General features: G+C 62.9%; 21 protein-coding genes. 5 read left to right on the top strand and 16 right to left on the bottom strand.

The genetic code is table 11. The features are described from left to right. Positions 1-7: 7 nt before the first annotated feature. Both AC3EMP_RS03395 and AC3EMP_RS03390 read left to right on the top strand, forming a co-directional pair. Positions 8-535 (top strand): SRPBCC family protein, encoded by a 528-nt coding sequence (locus AC3EMP_RS03395; RefSeq protein ID WP_023805919.1) that lies wholly within the window; start codon positions 8-10, stop codon positions 533-535. 152 nt (positions 536-687) lie between these two features. After that, positions 688-951: a YMGG-like glycine zipper-containing protein gene (locus AC3EMP_RS03390; protein WP_023683830.1), complete on the top strand. Its 264-nt coding sequence runs from the start codon at positions 688-690 to the stop codon at positions 949-951. Between the two features lie 87 nt (positions 952-1,038). On the opposite strand, the gene AC3EMP_RS03385 is transcribed toward AC3EMP_RS03390, so the two are convergent. From AC3EMP_RS03385 to AC3EMP_RS03355, 7 genes are all read right to left on the bottom strand, one after another. Beyond that, entirely contained in the window at positions 1,039-1,884 is an 846-nt protein-coding gene (locus tag AC3EMP_RS03385) for an acyl-CoA thioester hydrolase/BAAT C-terminal domain-containing protein (protein ID WP_352712964.1), read from the bottom strand. A gap of 87 nt (positions 1,885-1,971) precedes the next feature. Next, positions 1,972-2,373, bottom strand: a complete 402-nt coding sequence (gene rpsP / locus AC3EMP_RS03380; protein WP_023671705.1) for a 30S ribosomal protein S16 — start codon at positions 2,371-2,373, stop codon at positions 1,972-1,974. Between the two features lie 104 nt (positions 2,374-2,477). Further along, positions 2,478-2,804 (bottom strand): chorismate mutase, encoded by a 327-nt coding sequence (locus tag AC3EMP_RS03375; protein WP_023671706.1) that lies wholly within the window; start codon positions 2,802-2,804, stop codon positions 2,478-2,480. A gap of 7 nt (positions 2,805-2,811) precedes the next feature. After that, positions 2,812-4,374, bottom strand: coding sequence for a signal recognition particle protein (gene ffh, locus AC3EMP_RS03370; protein WP_352712962.1), 1,563 nt, complete (start codon positions 4,372-4,374; stop codon positions 2,812-2,814). 383 nt (positions 4,375-4,757) lie between these two features. Continuing rightward, positions 4,758-5,708, bottom strand: coding sequence for a CPBP family intramembrane glutamic endopeptidase (locus tag AC3EMP_RS03365; RefSeq protein ID WP_023726016.1), 951 nt, complete (start codon positions 5,706-5,708; stop codon positions 4,758-4,760). Positions 5,709-5,855: 147 nt separating this feature from the next. Further along, positions 5,856-6,455 (bottom strand): DUF1236 domain-containing protein, encoded by a 600-nt coding sequence (locus tag AC3EMP_RS03360; RefSeq protein WP_023683834.1) that lies wholly within the window; start codon positions 6,453-6,455, stop codon positions 5,856-5,858. 62 nt (positions 6,456-6,517) lie between these two features. Next, positions 6,518-7,615 (bottom strand): zinc-binding metallopeptidase family protein, encoded by a 1,098-nt coding sequence (locus AC3EMP_RS03355; protein ID WP_023730269.1) that lies wholly within the window; start codon positions 7,613-7,615, stop codon positions 6,518-6,520. Positions 7,616-7,908: 293 nt separating this feature from the next. On the opposite strand from AC3EMP_RS03355, the gene AC3EMP_RS03350 reads away from it, so the two are divergent. Beyond that, positions 7,909-8,706: a lytic murein transglycosylase gene (locus AC3EMP_RS03350; protein ID WP_023694544.1), complete on the top strand. Its 798-nt coding sequence runs from the start codon at positions 7,909-7,911 to the stop codon at positions 8,704-8,706. 100 nt (positions 8,707-8,806) lie between these two features. Here AC3EMP_RS03350 and AC3EMP_RS03345 read toward each other — a convergent pair whose 3' ends face one another. The 3 genes from AC3EMP_RS03345 to AC3EMP_RS03335 form a co-directional block, all read right to left on the bottom strand. Beyond that, on the bottom strand, positions 8,807-9,085 hold the full coding sequence (locus AC3EMP_RS03345; protein WP_023671712.1) for a hypothetical protein: 279 nt from the start codon (positions 9,083-9,085) through the stop codon (positions 8,807-8,809). A 215-nt stretch (positions 9,086-9,300) separates the two neighbouring features. Beyond that, the gene (locus AC3EMP_RS03340) at positions 9,301-9,723 is read right to left on the bottom strand and encodes a hypothetical protein (RefSeq protein ID WP_245260090.1); all 423 of its coding nucleotides are present in this window, start codon (positions 9,721-9,723) and stop codon (positions 9,301-9,303) included. 150 nt (positions 9,724-9,873) lie between these two features. Beyond that, positions 9,874-11,097 carry an argininosuccinate synthase gene (locus AC3EMP_RS03335; RefSeq protein WP_352712960.1) on the bottom strand — a complete coding sequence of 408 codons (1,224 nt, stop codon included), beginning with the start codon at positions 11,095-11,097 and terminating at the stop codon, positions 9,874-9,876. A 227-nt stretch (positions 11,098-11,324) separates the two neighbouring features. Between AC3EMP_RS03335 and AC3EMP_RS03330 the strand changes: the two genes are divergently transcribed. Continuing rightward, a complete protein-coding gene (locus tag AC3EMP_RS03330; RefSeq protein ID WP_352712958.1) occupies positions 11,325-11,966 on the top strand; it encodes a LysE family translocator in 642 nt (213 codons plus the stop codon). Here AC3EMP_RS03330 and AC3EMP_RS03325 read toward each other — a convergent pair. The 5 genes from AC3EMP_RS03325 to AC3EMP_RS03305 form a co-directional block, all read right to left on the bottom strand. Continuing rightward, positions 11,938-12,411 carry a hypothetical protein gene (locus AC3EMP_RS03325; protein WP_352712956.1) on the bottom strand — a complete coding sequence of 158 codons (474 nt, stop codon included), beginning with the start codon at positions 12,409-12,411 and terminating at the stop codon, positions 11,938-11,940. The two genes, AC3EMP_RS03330 and AC3EMP_RS03325, sit on opposite strands and share 29 nt — an antisense overlap. After that, positions 12,408-13,640 (bottom strand): dual-specificity RNA methyltransferase RlmN, encoded by a 1,233-nt coding sequence (gene rlmN / locus AC3EMP_RS03320; RefSeq protein ID WP_352712954.1) that lies wholly within the window; start codon positions 13,638-13,640, stop codon positions 12,408-12,410. Before rlmN ends, AC3EMP_RS03325 begins: the two co-directional genes overlap by 4 nt. 110 nt (positions 13,641-13,750) lie before the next feature. Further along, entirely contained in the window at positions 13,751-14,254 is a 504-nt protein-coding gene (locus AC3EMP_RS03315) for an invasion associated locus B family protein (RefSeq protein WP_023671718.1), read from the bottom strand. 314 nt (positions 14,255-14,568) lie between these two features. Then, positions 14,569-14,931 (bottom strand): YkvA family protein, encoded by a 363-nt coding sequence (locus tag AC3EMP_RS03310; protein ID WP_023824371.1) that lies wholly within the window; start codon positions 14,929-14,931, stop codon positions 14,569-14,571. Between the two features lie 119 nt (positions 14,932-15,050). Then, the gene (locus AC3EMP_RS03305; protein WP_352712952.1) at positions 15,051-15,347 is read right to left on the bottom strand and encodes a 4a-hydroxytetrahydrobiopterin dehydratase; all 297 of its coding nucleotides are present in this window, start codon (positions 15,345-15,347) and stop codon (positions 15,051-15,053) included. A gap of 104 nt (positions 15,348-15,451) precedes the next feature. Between AC3EMP_RS03305 and AC3EMP_RS03300 the strand changes: the two genes are divergently transcribed. After that, on the top strand, positions 15,452-15,973 hold the full coding sequence (locus AC3EMP_RS03300) for a low molecular weight protein-tyrosine-phosphatase (protein WP_352712950.1): 522 nt from the start codon (positions 15,452-15,454) through the stop codon (positions 15,971-15,973). On the opposite strand, the gene thpR is transcribed toward AC3EMP_RS03300, so the two are convergent. Then, on the bottom strand, positions 15,877-16,473 hold the full coding sequence (thpR, locus tag AC3EMP_RS03295; RefSeq protein ID WP_023683839.1) for an RNA 2',3'-cyclic phosphodiesterase: 597 nt from the start codon (positions 16,471-16,473) through the stop codon (positions 15,877-15,879). The two genes, AC3EMP_RS03300 and thpR, sit on opposite strands and share 97 nt — an antisense overlap. Positions 16,474-16,500 lie beyond the last annotated feature (27 nt).

Raw genomic sequence — 16,500 nt, 5'->3', positions numbered from 1 at the left:
GAAAAACATGCTCAGCACCATTCTCATCATCCTGGTCGTCATCATCGTCGCCGTGCTCATCTATGCGGCGACGAGGTCGAATGATTTCGTCACCGCCCGCACCGCCAGCATCAAGGCCGCGCCGGAAGCGATCTTTCCGCTGATCAACAATTTCAAGCACTGGCCGGAGTGGTCACCCTACGAAAAGCTCGACCCCGAGATGAAGCGCACGCTGTCGGGCGCTGATGCCGGCAAGGGCGCCGCCTACGCCTGGGAAGGCAATGCCAAGGCCGGCAAGGGACGCATGGAGATCGTCAATTCCGTGCCATCCTCGCTGGTGTCGCTGAAGCTCGACTTCGAGAAGCCGTTCCGGGCCAACAACAGCGTCGACTTCACCCTGAAGCCCTCGGGCGACACCACCGCAGTCACCTGGGCAATGCGCGGCAGCCGGCCCTTCATTGCCAAGCTTTTGGGCCTCTTCATGAATTTCGATACGCTGATCGGCAAGGATTTCGAGGCTGGCCTCGCCAATCTGAAGAAGGCCACTGAAAGGTAAAACGTCCTGCATTTCAACAAGCTCGGCGGCGGTCGTTACGAATGTGACAGGCACGCGCACCGGGATCTCTCACGTCTTCGGGATCAAATCAGCTGTCTGGGAGTTAGAGCCGTGGCGGCGAGGACGGCGATCCGCGTGAGAGAGGAACGACAATGAAAAAAGCGATGATCATTCTGGTACTGGCGACCGCACTGGGTGCGTGCTCGCAAACCGAAAAGGGTGCCGCGGTCGGCGGCCTCGGCGGCGCGGCGGTTGGCGCAGCTGTGGCAAATGATCCGGTTCAGGGCGCCGTCGTCGGCGGCGCCGTCGGCGCCGTGGCCGGCGCGCTGATCGGCCGTGCCAGCGAAAGCGGTCAATGTCGCTACCGCGGCCGCAACGGGCGCACCTACATCGCCAGCTGCCCCGACGGTTATTGAACACAGCCAGGTCCAACATCGGAAACCGGCGGCTATAGATCGCCGGTTTCGCTGTTGCCCAAGGCAGCTGGACCATGGCTGCCTGCGCTACAGCAATCCCCGGATATGCTCCCAAGCCAGGCGGCCCAGGCGCGTGTCGGCGTCGTCATTGCCGCCATGGGCATGCAGCCTCGAGCGCGGCGTGATTTCGCCCGGCAGCAGAATGCGGTGGCCGGCGTCGGGCACTGAGACGAGGCAGGTGGTCATTGCGGTGTCCTGGCGACGCCGAACGATCGACTGGGCAAAATCCAGCGATGGCCATAGCGCGTCGTCGCCGCCCCCAACCAGAACAATGTCCGCTGAAATAGCTTCGGCGGGAATGGCAGCCTTGGCCGCTGCGTCCTCGAAGGTTTGCAAGGCACGTAGGAAGAGCCGCCGGTAGGACACCAGACCATCGACATACTCGGCGTTCCAAGCGGGATTGCTTGGGACAAACGGCAAAGGAATCCCCTCGATCGTCCACGACGATCGTTCCGGCCAGCTGACGCCGTCGCGGCCCGGCCCGATATTGCCCCAGACCACCGATGTCGGGCTGATCGCAACCACGAGGCCGATGCGTGGATCGTGAGCCGCCGCAAGCAGGGAGGCCTCGGCGCCTTTCGAGGTCCCGACATAGACGATGCGCCGGCATCCCATCTGGACAAGATAGTCGGTCGCCGCGAAAAACGTTTCGAGCGGGATCTCGCAAATGCCGGGCACCTGACCTTCGCCGCCAAACCATTGCAGCGCGAGAGCGGATGCTCCTTCCTTGGCAAAGAGCCGGGCGCGGGTGACGTCGATGCGGCCGCTCGATCCGCTGAGCACGACGACGCCTGTCGTGGCGCCGGCGCATCGCAACAGCGTTCCGGCTACGCCGCCGAAAAGGGTCTCTTCCGTGACGGTCCGCTCAGTCATCTTTCGTTCGAACGCATATGACATCGCCGCACATTAGCAAAACGGCGGGCACAGGCCCGCCGTTTTGTCGATGCGATGACGCGATGCTTATTCGGCGGTGGCGGCTTCCGCTTCGGCCGGGGCTGCAGCAGCGGCGGCAACGGCGGCGGCAGCGTCTTCCTGGGCCTTCTTCAGCAGAGAGGCGCGTTCCTGCGCCTTCTTGCCGGGCTCGGCCTTCTTCGGGTTGGAGCGGGCTTCGCGCTTGAGGAGGCCGGCCTCATCGAGGAAGCGCAGCACGCGGTCGGTCGGCTGAGCGCCGTGCGACAGCCAATGCTTGACGCGGTCGGCGTCGACCTTGACGCGCTCGCCGTCCTTGGGCAGCAGCGGGTTCCACGAGCCGATCGACTCGATGAACCGGCCGTCGCGCGGCGAACGGGCGTCGGCAATGACGACGTGGTAGTAAGGGCGCTTCTTCGAGCCCGCACGGGCCAGTCTGATCTTCAAGGGCATTTCATTTCTCCTAAATTTCTGATTTCAGTGTTGGGTTAATGGCTTTGTCTGGTGCAGGTCGTTGTCCCAAAACCGCTGCGCACTTTTGGGCGACATGCACTTTGTTAGCCGGTTTTGCTTGCGCCGTTGGACGCGGCGATCTGCTCGTGATGGCGGATCACTTCGCGGACGACGAAGTTGAGGAATTTTTCCGCGAAATCGGGGTCGAGATGAGCGTCCTTCGCCAGCTGGCGAAGGCGGGTGATCTGCTCCTGCTCGCGCGCCGGGTCGGCGGGCGGCAGGCCATGCTCGGCCTTGAGCACGCCGACCGCCTTGGTGCAGCGGAAGCGCTCGGCCAGCATATGAATGAGGGCGGCGTCGATGTTGTCGATCGAGGCGCGATAGCCGGCCAGGATGGTGCGTGCGTCGGCCATGTCTTTTTCTTCGTTCATAGCGTCCTCACTTCTTCTTTCCGAGGCCGGGCAGACCACCGCCGCCAAGGCCGGGAAGCTTCATGCCGCCGGGCAGACCGGGCAGGCCACCGCCGCTCGGGGTGGGCGGGCCCTTCATGCCGCCAAGGCCGGGCATCTGCTTCTGCAAGGCTTCGAGCTGCTTGGGATCCATCTTGGAGAGGTCGGGCATGCCGCCACCCATCATGCCGCCGAGGCCCATCTTGGAGGCAAGGCCGCCCATCATGCCGCGCATCAGGCCGCCGCCTTTGCCCTTGCCGCCCATCGCCTTCATCATGTCGGCCATGCCGCGATGCATTTTCAAGAGCTTGTTGATCTCGGCCGCATCCGTGCCTGAGCCGGCGGCGATGCGCTTCTTGCGCGAATGTTTCAGCATGTCCGGATTGGCGCGCTCGGCCTTGGTCATCGACGAGATTATGGCGAGTTGGCGGCCGAACATCTTGTCGTCGAGGCCGGCGGCCGCCATCTGGTCCTTCATTTTGCCCATGCCGGGCATCATGCCCATGATGCCGCCCATGCCGCCCATTTTCGACATCTGCTGAAGCTGGCCGGCAAGGTCGTTCAGGTCGAACTTGCCCGACTGCATCTTTTTGGCCATCGCCGCCGCCTGCTCGGCGTCGATGTTTTCGGCGGCCTTTTCGACCAGCGAGACGATGTCGCCCATGCCGAGGATGCGGTCTGCAATACGCTTGGGGTGGAATTCCTCCAGCCCGTCCATCTTTTCGCCGGTGCCGATCAGCTTGATCGGCTTGCCGGTGACGGCGCGCATCGAAAGCGCGGCACCGCCACGGCCATCGCCGTCCATGCGGGTCAGCACCAGGCCGGTGATGCCGACGCGCTCGTCGAAGCTTTTGGCAAGGTTGACGGCGTCCTGGCCGGTCAGCGAATCCGCGACCAGCAGGATTTCGTGCGGGCTCGACATCTTCTTGATGTCGGCCATCTCCACCATCAGCGGCTCATCGATATGGGTGCGGCCGGCGGTGTCGAGGATGACGACGTCATGACCGCCGAGCTTGGCTGCCTGGACGGCGCGCCTGGCGATGTCGACCGGGTTCTGGCCCGCAATGACAGGCAGGGTCGCGACTTTGACCTGCTCGCCGAGCTGGCGCAGCTGCTCTTGCGCCGCGGGCCGCCGCGTGTCGAGCGAGGCCATCAGAACCTTCTTGTTCTGGCGCTCGGTCAGGCGCTTGGCGATCTTGGCCGAGGTCGTCGTCTTGCCGGAGCCCTGCAGGCCGACCATCATGATGACGACCGGCGCCGGCGCATTGAGGTCGATGGCGACGCCCTCGGCGCCGAGCATGTCGACCAACTCGTCATGGACGATCTTGACGACCATCTGTCCGGGCTTGATCGACTTGACGACGGCGGCGCCGACGGCCTTCTCGCGCACCTTGTCGGTGAAGGAACGCACCACTTCCAGCGCAACGTCGGCTTCGAGCAGCGCACGGCGCACCTCGCGCAACGCCGCCGAGACATCAGCCTCCGACAGCGCGCCGCGGCCTGTCAGGCCGTTCAGGATGGAGCCAAGGCGCTCCTGAAGTGATTCAAACATTGGTCAACCCGCCGCGCGAGAGCGCCTTGGATTCATGGTGATCCCTGTCGGGCCGATGGCCCTCCACGCCTCTTGTGCGCTCCTGCAGCGATTCAAACATTCCGTTTCCTTTTTCTCAGGCACCCCGATGGTGCCCGAGAGGTAGTGCGTTCGCGCCGCTCATCCAAGCAAAGCTCAAAACCAAAAAGCACCCGGGGGCGCTCAGCGCTGCCGGGTGTTGGCCTCCAGGATCTGTTTACAGCACCCACCTCAAAAGGTTTTGGCGTCCTGGTCGGCTTGCTCGGAGGGATACTCGTCGCGGATTTCGGGGCTGTAGACAGGAAATCGGCCGAAGAGTCAAGACAAGGGCGGCTTCCCGGTCTCTGGATCGGTCCCTGTTTAGTTCACCCTGCATCCCGAGGGTCGGCCGTAACCTTCAGCGGCGAGCGCGGGTGCAGAAGCAGCAGGATCGTCAGCAAGGTGCAGACGATACCGATGGCGGCGATGATGACGGCATCCGCCGTCGTCCAGCCCGGACCTTCCAGCGGCTTGGCGTTGAACAGGGCGAAGGAATTGTAGTTCTCCTGATGCGAGATCAGCAGGAAGCCGGTGAGATTGTTGCCGAGATGGGCGCCGAAGGCGGCGCCGAGATTGCCGGTGACATAAACCACCAGCGTCAACAGCAAGGCGAAGGCGGCGATCGAGGCCAGCACGCAGGCGTTGATGGCGGGGGTCGAGCCCGGGCTCCAATGCAAGGAGGTGAACAGCAAAGCGGGCAATAGCGCCCACACGTAAGGGCTCTCGAAGCGCCTGGCCAGGCCGCGCAGCAGATAGCCGCGAAACAGCATCTCCTCGGACGAGGTCTGCAGCAGGGTCAGCGCCACGATCGGGAGCAGGAACAGCAGCCAGGTCGACAGGTTGATCGTGCCGCGGGCGATTTCGGGCTGTAGCCAGTAGAGCAGGATTTCGGAAAGCGCCGATGTGATCAGCACCGCGACCAGGCCCTTGAGGAAGCCCGACAAGGACACGCGGCGACTGGCGCCGAAAAGCGCCGAGAGCGGCTCGCCATGGACGAAACGCATGGCAAGCCAGAGGCCGAGCCAGATGCCGGTAAACGAGGTGAGTGCGGCGAGTATGCCGATGGGCGAGGCCAGAAAGCCCTGAAGCGGCCCGCGCGGATCGTCCGGCAATACATGCCAGACGATCGCGACATAGGTGCCGCCAAGCACCACAACCAGGGTGATCGCCACCCAGAACAGGACGACGACCGCCGTTCCGATTATCAGCCGCGGCAGGTTCGTCTTTTCGGTGGCCGTGTTGCTATAGCGCTCGAAGGCGGCTGGATCTGATATCACGCGAGTTCCTCTGCCGAACGCATCGGGTCGCATGATCTAGGGGATCGTGGGCTCTCGCGCAATTGCTGCTGTTCAGCGACCCTTTTGCCGCCCTCAGCCTCGGCAGGAGGGCGGCACGAGTTCACTTGTCATTCTTTCCAGGCAAAATCAGCGCACGACGTACATGATGCGCCGTGTCTGCGGGTCGACCAGCGCCTGCTGGCCATTCACATAGACGTAGCGGTAGCGGTAGTCGGGGATTTCGCGCAGTTCGACCGTGTCGGGCAAGGTGGCACCGGTCACCACCTCGCCCTCGAGATAGACAGGATCGAGCCGGTGCGTGCTGACATAGGTGCCGACTTCCGCCGGTGGCCTGTCGATGGCGTCGACGGGGCCGTCGTCGGACAGAATCGCACCGGTATAGGTATCGGGATAATCATCCTGCGGCGGTGTAACCACGGTGATGGCGGCGTCGGCGGGGCGGCGTGTCAGAACGACCCGGTTGCCGCCGAAATCGGCCGTGACATAGTCGGAATAGACCCAGCCCTGGCCTCCGGCTTCGGCAATGGTGCACCATTTGCTGTTTTCGATGCAGCCATTGAGCGTCGCCGACTGGCCGGCGGCGAGCACGCCGATCACAGGATATTGCGGGCCGGGGCCGGCGCGCACATTAAGATCGGTGACGGCCGAGACGGCGGTATCGGCGAGTGCCGCACCCGACATCGCGACAAGCGCCCCGGCGACGGCCGGAAACAATATGCGTCTCATGGTTTCTCTCCCTTTCATGGTCCCTCGCGACACCAAACGAAACCAGAACGCATGCGTTCCGGCTAAAATACCGACGCCAGCTCACGATTTGTTCCGGTTTCTTTCGGCAAACCGGTCAAAAGCTCATGCACGAAGCTGAGTTTCTGCGCCGTCACGTCCGAAATGACGAAGGGATAAAGGTCGGGCAGGCCCATGCAGCGGTTGATCGAGTTGGAGGCTTCCGAGAGTACCAGCCAGCGGGCGAGAATCTTTTCGAAGGGCTCGGGCACGGCGTCAGGTTCCGCGGGCGCCGCCTGCAACCGGCCGCCGGTGTCGCCTTGCGGCAGCACATTGGTCTCCATCGTCTCAAGCTGGCCGAGTGGAAAATTCAGCGCGTGCACCATCTCCAGCGTGTCGGTGATGTGGAGATGGTGCGCCCAGGTCTCGGCCCAGTCTTCCCATGGATGCGACGTCGCATAGGCGGAGATGTGGTTCTGCTGCCAGTCGGGCGCAGCGCCATTGGCGTAATAGGCCTTCAGCGCCTGCTCGTAGTCGGGGCGTTCGTCGCCGAACAGCGCCCGGAAGGCATCGAGCCGTTGCGGCTCGTCGCGGATCAGCCGGTCCCAGTAGTAATGGCCAAGCTCATGACGGAAATGACCGAGCAGCGTGCGGTAATTTTCGCCCATCTCGACGCGACGCCGCTCGCGCTCGGCCGAGTCCGCCTCGGCGACGTTGAGCGTGATCAGGCCGTTGTCGTGGCCGGTAAGGATGCGTTCGCCGCCGGGACCGCCGCCGATCGGATCGGCAATGAAGTCGAAGGCGAGGCCGATTTCGTCGCCGTGCTTGTGCTTGGGCGCGACCGGAAGGCCGAAGGCGAGCAGCGAATAGACGGCGCGCTTCTTGGCCGCCTCGACGCGAATCCAGCGGCGGCGGTTGCCGTCGACGGAGAGGTCGGGGATCAGCTGGTTCAGCACGCAGGCGCGGCAGTAGGTATGACCCGGTTCGGCCATCCAGTTGCAGGCGCATTCATCCGCATTGGTGCAGTGGAAGATGCCGTCGACGTCAGACAAGGCAAAGCGCGCATGCTCAGGATCGTAAAGCACGAGACTCCCGCAATTCAGGCACTGCGCATTCTCGAAGTAGAGGCGGTGGCCGCAATGCGGGCAGTCGAACAGTTTCATGTCGATCTCGATGCGTCAGGCGTTGGCGTATGGCGTCAGAGGAGGAATATGGTGCGGAGCGGCGCCTCGCCCAAACGCCCGCCACGGGCCGCCGTTCCATGCCCCCGTCACCTCTTTTTACCCGAGCAGCGAATTCGCCTGCCCGGCGCCGGGCGTTTCGGCCACAATAAGCACTTGATCGTAAGCAAATTCCGCTGCATTGGCCAGGGTAGCGCCGGGGGTACGGTGACAATGGCGCGTTTCGCTGGCAAGTTCGCAACCGGGACGTGATTCAGGCAATCAGGAGAGAAAGCATGGCATTGCTTGCCAAGGGAAAGATTATTGCTGCCGCGGTGGTCGCGGTACTCGCGCTGGCGACGGGCGCGCAGGCGGCGGCCAGCTGCGGCAAGACCGGCGCGGGCTTCGAAGCGTGGAAGCAGGACTTTGCCGCGCAGGCCAGGTCCGAAGGTGTTGGTGGGAAGGGTCTCGCTGCTCTGGCCGGTGCCAGCTACGCGACAAAGACAATCTCCGTCGACCGCGCCATCCACAAGGCGTTCAGCGGTTCGGTGGACGCCTTCATGAAGCGCCGTGGCGGAGCTGCGATCATTTCCAGGGGCCGTGCGCTGAAGAAGTCGAATGCGGCGATGTTCGACAGGATCGAGAGCAATTACGGCGTGTCGCCGGGCGTGTTGCTGGCCATCTGGGGCATGGAAACCGGCTTCGGAGCCTCCCTTGGCAACCAGAACACGGTCTCCGCCATTCTGACGCTTGCCTATGATTGCCGTCGCCCGGGGTTCTTTTACCCGCATGCCATTGCGGCGCTGAAGCTGGTCGATCGCGGCGCGCTCAGCGCCTCGTCGGTTGGGGCTGCGCATGGCGAGATCGGCCATACGCAGTTCCTGCCCGGCAATGTCCTGAAGTATGGCGTCGGCAACGGAAATCTGCGCGACAAGGCAACGGCCTTGGCTTCGACGGCCAACTTCCTCAAGGCTCATGGCTGGCGGGCGGGTGCGAGCGCGAGTGCGAATATGGGCGCCATCGCCGGCTGGAATTCCGCCAGCGTCTACCAGCAGGCCATCGCCCAGATCGCCGACGCGATCGACGGCAGCTGATAGAAATATCCAGATCGAAGAACGGAAAGCCCGGCCATGCGCCGGGCTTTTCTGCAAGGACTGGAGCTTTTGGCGTTCAAACCGTTCAGCAGCCGAGCGGCTACCCGCCTTTTATGACCTTCCAGATGTCCGTGGACTGGTCGAACTGGAGGCGGTTTATGTCGGAGAAGGTCAGCCGGCCGGTCTTCATGGCATCGACAAGGCGGCGGCACAGCAGTGGCGGCATGCGCTCCAGGGAAACGCCCATAAAAGCGGCGATCTCGTGTTTGGCCGATATATTCGATATGGCCACCTTGCTGACGCAGCGATCGAATGCCGCCTCGGGATCCTGTCTCACTTGCTCCTGCCCAGTCTGGCAACCGGCCAGCATGACGACCATTGCAGGCAGGGCCACAAACCACGGCTTCATTGTCAGCTGCCCCCATCGATTGTGAGGAGGCTAGATAAGGGCCCGAAAAGATCAAGCAGGAAAAGCACTGAGTTCTTTGCCGCCGCTCTATTTCTTTGTTTTTACGCAGTTACGGACGAAGTCGGGCATGCTCTTTCTCGAATTGCTCGATCGTTGGCGCAAATGCCGGCTGAGCGACTGGGCTCTCAATAATGTGCGTAGCCGCTCAACGGGCACTTCTGGGAAATAGGAACCTCGAAGGCGCCTTCAGTACCTTTGCAGCTCCGGAATTTGGAGTTGCGCAGCACCGGCGCGGCCCTGGCAGCCGCCTTTGACTTGCCCTTGATGACCAGCCATATCTCGGTCGGCAGGTCTAGCTGCACTCTGTTCAAATCGGAGTAGCTGATCCGCCCGCTGCGTACACCTTCGGTGATGCGCTGGCAGAACAGGGCCGGCATGCGCTCCTGCGAGACGCCCATGAAAGAGGCGATTTCGTGCTTGAACGTGATGCTCCATAGATGGACGGCGGAGATGCACCCGTCCTGCTCGCGTTTTGCGGCCGCCTGCGAGGACTGGCACCCGGTAAAGACGATGGCCGCCGCAAGCAGGAGAAAAATGGCGTTTTTCACGATCAGAATCCCTCCGTCCCGCGAAGGAATTTAGATTAGGCTTTTAAAAGGTCAAACGGAAACCATGTCAGCCAGCTTGGCCTCTTATATTAGAGGTACCAAATAAAAACCCTGCGTGACCGCCGGGTTTTCCTGGAATAGTATTTGGGCTCAACCCTTGCGGTTGCGCGCGGCCAGCGTCCTCAGCCGCAGCGCGTTGAGGCGGATGAAGCCGGCAGCGTCCTTCTGGTCGTAGGCGCCGCGGTCATCCTCGAAGGTGACCAGCGCGTCGGAATAGAGCGTCTTCTTGGATTTGCGGCCGGTGACCATGACATTGCCCTTGTAGAGTTTCAGGCGCACCGTGCCTTCGACGTCTTCCTGGCTCTTGTCGATCATCGCCTGCAGCATCAGCCGCTCGGGCGAGAACCAGAAGCCGTTGTAGATCAGCTCGGCGTAGCGCGGCATGAACTCGTCCTTGAGGTGGCCGGCGCCGCGGTCGAGCGTGATCGATTCGATGGCGCGGTGGGCGACGATCAGGATGGTGCCGCCGGGGGTCTCGTAGACGCCGCGCGATTTCATGCCGACGAAGCGGTTCTCGACTAGGTCGAGCCGGCCGATGCCGTTGTCGCGGCCAAGATCGTTAAGCGCCGTCAGCATCTCGGCCGGCGACAGTTTCTTGCCGTTCAGCGCGATCGGGTCGCCCTTCAAGAATTCGATTTCGATCTCGGTGACCGCGTCCGGCGCGTCCATCGGCGAGACGGTGCGCTGATGGACGAATTCCGGCGGCTCGCTCCACGGGTCTTCCAGCACCTTGCCCTCGGAGGACGAGTGCAGGAGGTTGGCGTCGACCGAGAAGGGTGCTTCGCCGCGCTTGTCCTTCGCCACCGGGATCTGGTGCTGCTCGGCGAAGTTGATCAGGTCGGTGCGCGACTTGAACGACCAGTCGCGCCACGGCGCGATGACCTTGATGTCGGGATTCAGCGCATAGGCCGACAGCTCGAAACGGACCTGGTCGTTGCCCTTGCCGGTGGCGCCATGCGCAATCGCATCGGCCCCGGTCTCCCTGGCGATCTCGACCAGGTGTTTGGAAATCAACGGGCGGGCGATCGAGGTGCCGAGCAGATAGGTGCCTTCATAGACGGCGTTGGCGCGGAACATGGGGAAGACGAAGTCGGAGACGAATTCCTCGCGAACATCGACGACGCGGATATCCTTGATGCCCATCATCTCGGCCTTCTTGCGCGCCGGCTCCAGCTCGCCGCCCTGGCCGAGATCGGCGGTGAAGGTGATGACTTCGGCGCCGAGTTCGGTTTGCAGCCATTTCAGGATGATGGAGGTGTCGAGACCGCCGGAATAGGCGAGCACGACCTTCTTGACGTCTTTTGTCTTCGACATTGTTGGCGGTTCCGCGACAAGGGTTCTTCGCGGGCGAGGTATCACGGGCTTTCCAGCCAGCGCAAGGGACGAACGCCGATCAAGGCTGGACCAGATGCTGCGGCCGTCAGCGACTGGAAGGGACCCGGCGCCTGAGATATAGGACTGCGCATTCTTTTTGTTTAAGCATCGGATTCTCCCAAAACCGGCTTCCACTTTTGGGTCCGATGCTCTGCCAGGGGCCGCCAATGTCCTTCATTCCCGACACCACAACGCTGATCCAGTTCGCCGTCGCCACCATGATCCTGGCGATCACGCCGGGGCCGGACATGACGCTTTTCGTCTCGCGTACGCTGAGCCAGGGCCGCGCCGCCGGCTTTGCCTCGCTGGTCGGGGCGCTGTGCGGCACATTGATCCACACCACTTTGGTGGCGGTCGGCATCTCGGCGCTGATCGTCGCCTCGCCAATGGCCTTCCTCTTGCTGAAAATCTTCGGCGCCGCCTATCTCGTCTTCCTGGCCTGGCAGGCGCTCACCAAAGGCTCGGCGTTTTCGCCGCAGAAGAAGAGCGAACCGCAGATTTCGCTGTTCCGCAGCTGGGCCGCCGGGCTCGGCGTCAACCTGCTCAACCCGAAGATCATCCTGTTTTTCATGACCTTCCTGCCGCAGTTCGTCTCCGCCCACGATCCGAACGCGCCGGGAAAACTGTTTTTCCTCGGCCTCATGTTCATCGTGCTGTCGATCCCGGTGACGGCGCCGATGGTGTTTGCCGCGGAAAGGTTCTCGGCGGCGATGAAGGCCAGCCCGCGGGTGACGCGGGTGGTCGACTACCTCTTTGCCGGGGTGTTTTCGGCCTTCGCGCTCAAGATCCTGACCGCTCAGGCGAAGTAGCAGCCTGCCACCAGCTTCCGGCCCACCGGCCGGCGGCGAGCCAGTAGAAGATCCCACCGACCATGCCGCAGCCGATCACGGCGGCGATGGCGCGGGGCTCAGTGACGTCGAAATTGATGTCGGCACTCTGGTGGACGAAGCCGAGGAACACCGCGGCCACGATGCCGCCCGCAAGCGCATAGAACAGCCAGTCGCGCCGCCTGAGGATTTCGGAGATCAGGATGACGATCGCCGCCGGCATGAAGGCGAAATAGGCGACGAACAGGGCCACGAAGGGGATCGAAAAATACAGCGACGCGGTTGCCGTCGGGTGGGCGTGCTCCGGCGCGTAACCGAGCGAGGCCAGGAACAGCACGTTGAGAAAGGCGCTCGCCGCCAATGAGGCGACGACATAGCCGAACAGGATGACAGCGAAACGGAGGATATAGGCGAAGAGGCGGCTCACGCCTCGCCATGCCCCGCAATCATCATGGCTTCCAGCGCCAGGCGGTCGACCTTGCGCATGCGTTCGGATTCGGATTTGAGCTGCCCGCAGGCGGCCAGGATGTCGCGGCCGCGCGGCGTGCGGATCGGCGAGGCATAGCCGGCATTGTTGATGTAGTCGGCAAATTTCTCGATCGTCTCCCAGTCCGAGCACTGGTAGTTGGTGCCCGGCCACGGGTTGAACGGGATCAGATTGATCTTGGCTGGAATGCCTTTGAGCAGCTTGATCAGCCCCTTGGCGTCCTCGATGGAATCGTTGACGTCCTTCAGCATCACATATTCGAAGGTGATGCGCTTGGCGTTGGACAGGCCGGGATAGGCGCGGCAGGCCTCGATCAGTTCCTTCAGCGGATACTTCTTGTTGATCGGCACAAGCAGGTCGCGCAGATCGTCATTGGTGGCGTGCAGCGAGATCGCCAGCATGACCCCTATCTCCTCGCCGGTGCGGAAGATCTCGGGCACCACGCCGGAGGTCGAGAGCGTAATGCGGCGCTTCGACAGCGACAGTCCGTCGCCGTCGGAGGCAATCAGCAGCGCCTTCTTCACCGCCTCGAAATTGTAGAGCGGCTCGCCCATGCCCATCATGACGACGTTGGAGACTTTTCTGCCCTCGGCAGGGACGATGGCGCCGTCGGGTGTGTCGCGGTCGGGGAAATCGCCGAGCCGGTCGCGGGCGGTGAGCAATTGCGCCAGGATCTCTTCCGCCGTCAAATTGCGCACCAGCTTCTGCGTGCCGGTGTGGCAGAACGAACAGGTCAGCGTGCAGCCGACCTGCGAGGAGATGCAGAGCGTGCCGCGGCCTTCTTCGGGGATGTAGACGGTCTCGATCTCGACGGGACGGCCGGCACCGCGCGGCGGAAAGCGGAACAGCCACTTGCGCGTGCCGTCGGAGGAAATCTGCTCCTCGACGATTTCGGGCCGGGCGACGGTAAAATGCTTGTCGAGTTCGGCGCGCAGATCCTTGGAGATGTTGAACATGCCGGCAAAATCGGAGACGCCGCGCACATACATCCAGTGCCAGAGCTGTTGGGCGCGCATTTTCGCCTGGCGCTCGGGCACGATGCCGGCACTGATGAGGGCCTCGCCGAGCTCGGTCCGGGTCAGGCCGATCAGCGACGGCTTCTCGGGCGTGGCGCGAGTGCGCAACGCGTCGCGTGCGCCCTCATTGGTGAGATCGAAGGAAAGGGTCATATCAGCGCCAATATAAGCGAATTGCGGCCGATTTCATCCATCGTGCCGAAAAGAAGCGCGGCGCATAGCACAGGTTGCGGCGAGAGTCATGCGGCGGGAACCGCGCCAGCCTACTTGCACTTGGCGATCGACGTCAGCGCGGCCGAGATGCCTTTCAGCGAAAACACATAGGTCGTCGGATTGCCGCGGCCAGACTTCGCCGAGACCTTCATGTCGGTGCCGGTCTTCATGGCGGCGATCAGCACCGGCTCTTCGGCGGCGTTCTCGACCCAGGCCGACTTGCCGCGGGTGAACATCGAGAACGTCTTCTTGTCGATGGTGACGGTGGCCTTGGAGCCTTCCTGGAATGTGTAGCCGGCGATGAATTGCGGCTCGTAGGACACTTGCTGGCCCGGCCGCTGGCTGACGAAGAAGAACATGTCGCCGTGATCGAGCGTCGGCGGCTGCTTGTCGGTCGGCACGGTGAGCACATAGCAGACCTTGCCGCCCTGCGCCTGGTAGCTGTAGGTGCCCCAGGCATTGTGCTGGCCGATCTTGGTCGCCTGCTGCGCCAGCGCCGGCGCGGCAAAAGCCACCAGGACCAGGCTCGAGACTAGTGCAATCAATCCGCGCATCGCTTTTCCCGTATTCCGAATGGTGCGGGGCAGGCCGGCTTGGCGTCCTGCCCGTCGCTTCATTTTGATTTAATCTGGGTTACCAAACGGTGAATTTCCCTCGGAAAAGGACATTCACCCATGGAAACCACCGCCATTTCCGCGCCGCTTCTTGAAAAAACGGCTTTCGCAATGTCCCTGCGGCGACTTGGAGGCCACGAAAGCGGCAAGAGTTTGACTTTTCGAACGGCCGCAGCGGAACCCGAAGCCAAGCCGCTATCGTCCTGTTTGAGCGGAGGATTTCTTCTGAACCCAGTTGCCAACGCGACGCCGATTCAGCTCTTGTCGGCGATCGCCTCCTTGGCGGCCTTGCGGTGCGCAGGGGTGATATGGGCGCTTACCGCGGAGATCGCGGCGGTCAGCACGGCGATGTCGTCGGTGAAGCCGAGGCCGAAGACGAAATCGGGTATGACATCGACCGGCAGCACGAAATAGCCAAGCGCTGCCAGCAATATGCCCTTGGCACGCAAAGGCGTCTTCCTGTCGAGCGCGCAATAATAGCCGGCGACGACCTCTTCCATGAACGGAATCTGCCGGGCGGCCTTCTTGGCCGTGCGCCAGAATTTGGCGCGCACTTCACTCTCGTCGCCGAGCTCGCTGCCGAAGCCGAAGAAATCAAAACCGGGCTGCTGCGCCATCAATCCTCTCCTTGCCGGCCGTCGCGCTACGCGTTGCGCGCGGCCGCCACGGAAAATGTGGTGAAAGTCCCGGTCCACTGCAAGAGGATGGCGCCGATTTGGCGTTGCCGCCCCAGCGTTCAGCGGCCTGCATACCCATTCATCTTCTTGGCCAGCGCGATGTCGAGCGCGGTGACACCGCCGGCATCATGGGTGTTGAGCGTCACGTCGACAGTCTTGTAGACGTTCGACCAGTCGGGATGATGGTCCATCTTCTCGGCGGCCAGCGCGACGCGGGTCATGAAGGCGAAGGCTTCGGAAAAATTCTTGAAGACAAAGCTGCGCTTGATGGAGGCGCCATCGGCTGCCTGCGACCAGCCAGGCAGTTCGGCCAGTGCGGCGGCGATGGCGTCCTTGCTGAGTTTCTCTCTCGTCATGATGATTTCCCGTGCTATCCCAGTTATCGACCCTCACCATAATGCAAGTCGCCCAAAAGTCCTTTGCGTTTTGGGCTTCCAAATGCACGAACGGCGCATATCGAATGAGCGTAAAGCCGATAAATTCCATACTCTTCGTCTGCCTCGGCAACATCTGCCGCTCACCCCTGGCCGAAGGCGTGTTTCGCGCCCCGGAACGCGGCCGCGACATGGTGCTGGACGATATTGTGCTGGACTCTGCGGCGACCGGCGGCTGGAACCTCGGCGAAGCGCCCGACCCGCGCTCGATCGCGATTGCGGCCCGCCACGGCCTCGACATATCAGGGCAGCGGGCACGCAAGGTCAGGCCGGAGGATTTTTCGCGCTTCGACCTGATCCTCGGCATGGATCGGCAAAATGTCCGCGACCTCAAGGCGTTGGCGCCGGCCGGTGCGCGCGAACGTATTCATCTCTTGGCAGAGTTTGCGCAGGGCAAAACCCGCGACGTGCCGGATCCCTATTATGGCGGGGCCGAAGCGTTCGCTTCGGTCTACCGCATGATCCGCGAAGCGTCCGAGGCGCTGGCGACGAGGTTGGTGGCGCGGGCGTCGACGCCGGAGAGCGGCCACGCCTCCTCGACAATGTAGGGACCGCCGCCGACCGAATCGCGCGACGACATCAGCACGAAGCGGCCGACGCGAAACGGCAGCGTCGAAAAATTGCCGCGCGCCGACAGGTACTGGGCGACGTCGAGCGGGCTCGAATTGCGCAAGCGTGCCAGCGTAACATGCGGGGTGAACTTGCGCGGGTCGGCGGGCAGGCCGAGCCGCTGGCAGATGCGGTCGATTTCGCCTTGCAGCGCCGAAAGGTCGGGCGAGGCGAAGACGCCGGCCCAGACGGCGTGCGGCTTCTTCTGGCCGAACGCGCCAACTCCGGACAGGGTGAGCGAGAAGGATGGGCGGTGCACCCGGTCGAGTGCGTTGGCGATTTCGTCGGCGACATGGCCTTCGACGTCGCCGATGAAGCGCAGCGTCAGATGGTAGTTTTCGACATCGATCCAGCGGGCTCCGGGCAGGCCGCCCCTGAGCAGGGACAGCGAAAGAGCGGCGTCACGCGGTATTTCGAGGGCGGTGAAAAGACGCGGCATGGTGAGCCTCCCTTCCTCGAATCGAAC

The sequence above is a fragment of the Mesorhizobium sp. P160219 genome, from assembly GCF_057786095.1.
This window is presented reverse-complemented; position numbering and strand designations above follow the sequence as displayed.

Bases quoted from the DNA above. Each gene is read 5' to 3' on its own strand.
- AC3EMP_RS03310 (WP_023824371.1), bottom strand. From the start codon at position 14,931: ATGGCGCAGCAGCCCGGTTTTGATTTCTTCGGCTTCGGCAGCGAGCTC.
- AC3EMP_RS03390 (WP_023683830.1), top strand. From the start codon at position 688: ATGAAAAAAGCGATGATCATTCTGGTACTGGCGACCGCACTGGGTGCG.
- rlmN (WP_352712954.1), bottom strand. From the start codon at position 13,640: ATGACCCTTTCCTTCGATCTCACCAATGAGGGCGCACGCGACGCGTTG.
- rpsP (WP_023671705.1), bottom strand. From the start codon at position 2,373: ATGCCCTTGAAGATCAGACTGGCCCGTGCGGGCTCGAAGAAGCGCCCT.
- AC3EMP_RS03355 (WP_023730269.1), bottom strand. From the start codon at position 7,615: ATGAAACTGTTCGACTGCCCGCATTGCGGCCACCGCCTCTACTTCGAG.
- AC3EMP_RS03300 (WP_352712950.1), top strand. From the start codon at position 15,452: ATGAGCGTAAAGCCGATAAATTCCATACTCTTCGTCTGCCTCGGCAAC.
- AC3EMP_RS03385 (WP_352712964.1), bottom strand. From the start codon at position 1,884: ATGACTGAGCGGACCGTCACGGAAGAGACCCTTTTCGGCGGCGTAGCC.
- AC3EMP_RS03375 (WP_023671706.1), bottom strand. From the start codon at position 2,804: ATGAACGAAGAAAAAGACATGGCCGACGCACGCACCATCCTGGCCGGC.
- ffh (WP_352712962.1), bottom strand. From the start codon at position 4,374: ATGTTTGAATCACTTCAGGAGCGCCTTGGCTCCATCCTGAACGGCCTG.
- thpR (WP_023683839.1), bottom strand. From the start codon at position 16,473: ATGCCGCGTCTTTTCACCGCCCTCGAAATACCGCGTGACGCCGCTCTT.
- AC3EMP_RS03360 (WP_023683834.1), bottom strand. From the start codon at position 6,455: ATGAGACGCATATTGTTTCCGGCCGTCGCCGGGGCGCTTGTCGCGATG.
- AC3EMP_RS03345 (WP_023671712.1), bottom strand. From the start codon at position 9,085: ATGGTCGTCATGCTGGCCGGTTGCCAGACTGGGCAGGAGCAAGTGAGA.
- AC3EMP_RS03315 (WP_023671718.1), bottom strand. From the start codon at position 14,254: ATGCGCGGATTGATTGCACTAGTCTCGAGCCTGGTCCTGGTGGCTTTT.
- AC3EMP_RS03350 (WP_023694544.1), top strand. From the start codon at position 7,909: ATGGCATTGCTTGCCAAGGGAAAGATTATTGCTGCCGCGGTGGTCGCG.
- AC3EMP_RS03335 (WP_352712960.1), bottom strand. From the start codon at position 11,097: ATGTCGAAGACAAAAGACGTCAAGAAGGTCGTGCTCGCCTATTCCGGC.
- AC3EMP_RS03395 (WP_023805919.1), top strand. From the start codon at position 8: ATGCTCAGCACCATTCTCATCATCCTGGTCGTCATCATCGTCGCCGTG.
- AC3EMP_RS03330 (WP_352712958.1), top strand. From the start codon at position 11,325: ATGTCCTTCATTCCCGACACCACAACGCTGATCCAGTTCGCCGTCGCC.
- AC3EMP_RS03305 (WP_352712952.1), bottom strand. From the start codon at position 15,347: ATGACGAGAGAGAAACTCAGCAAGGACGCCATCGCCGCCGCACTGGCC.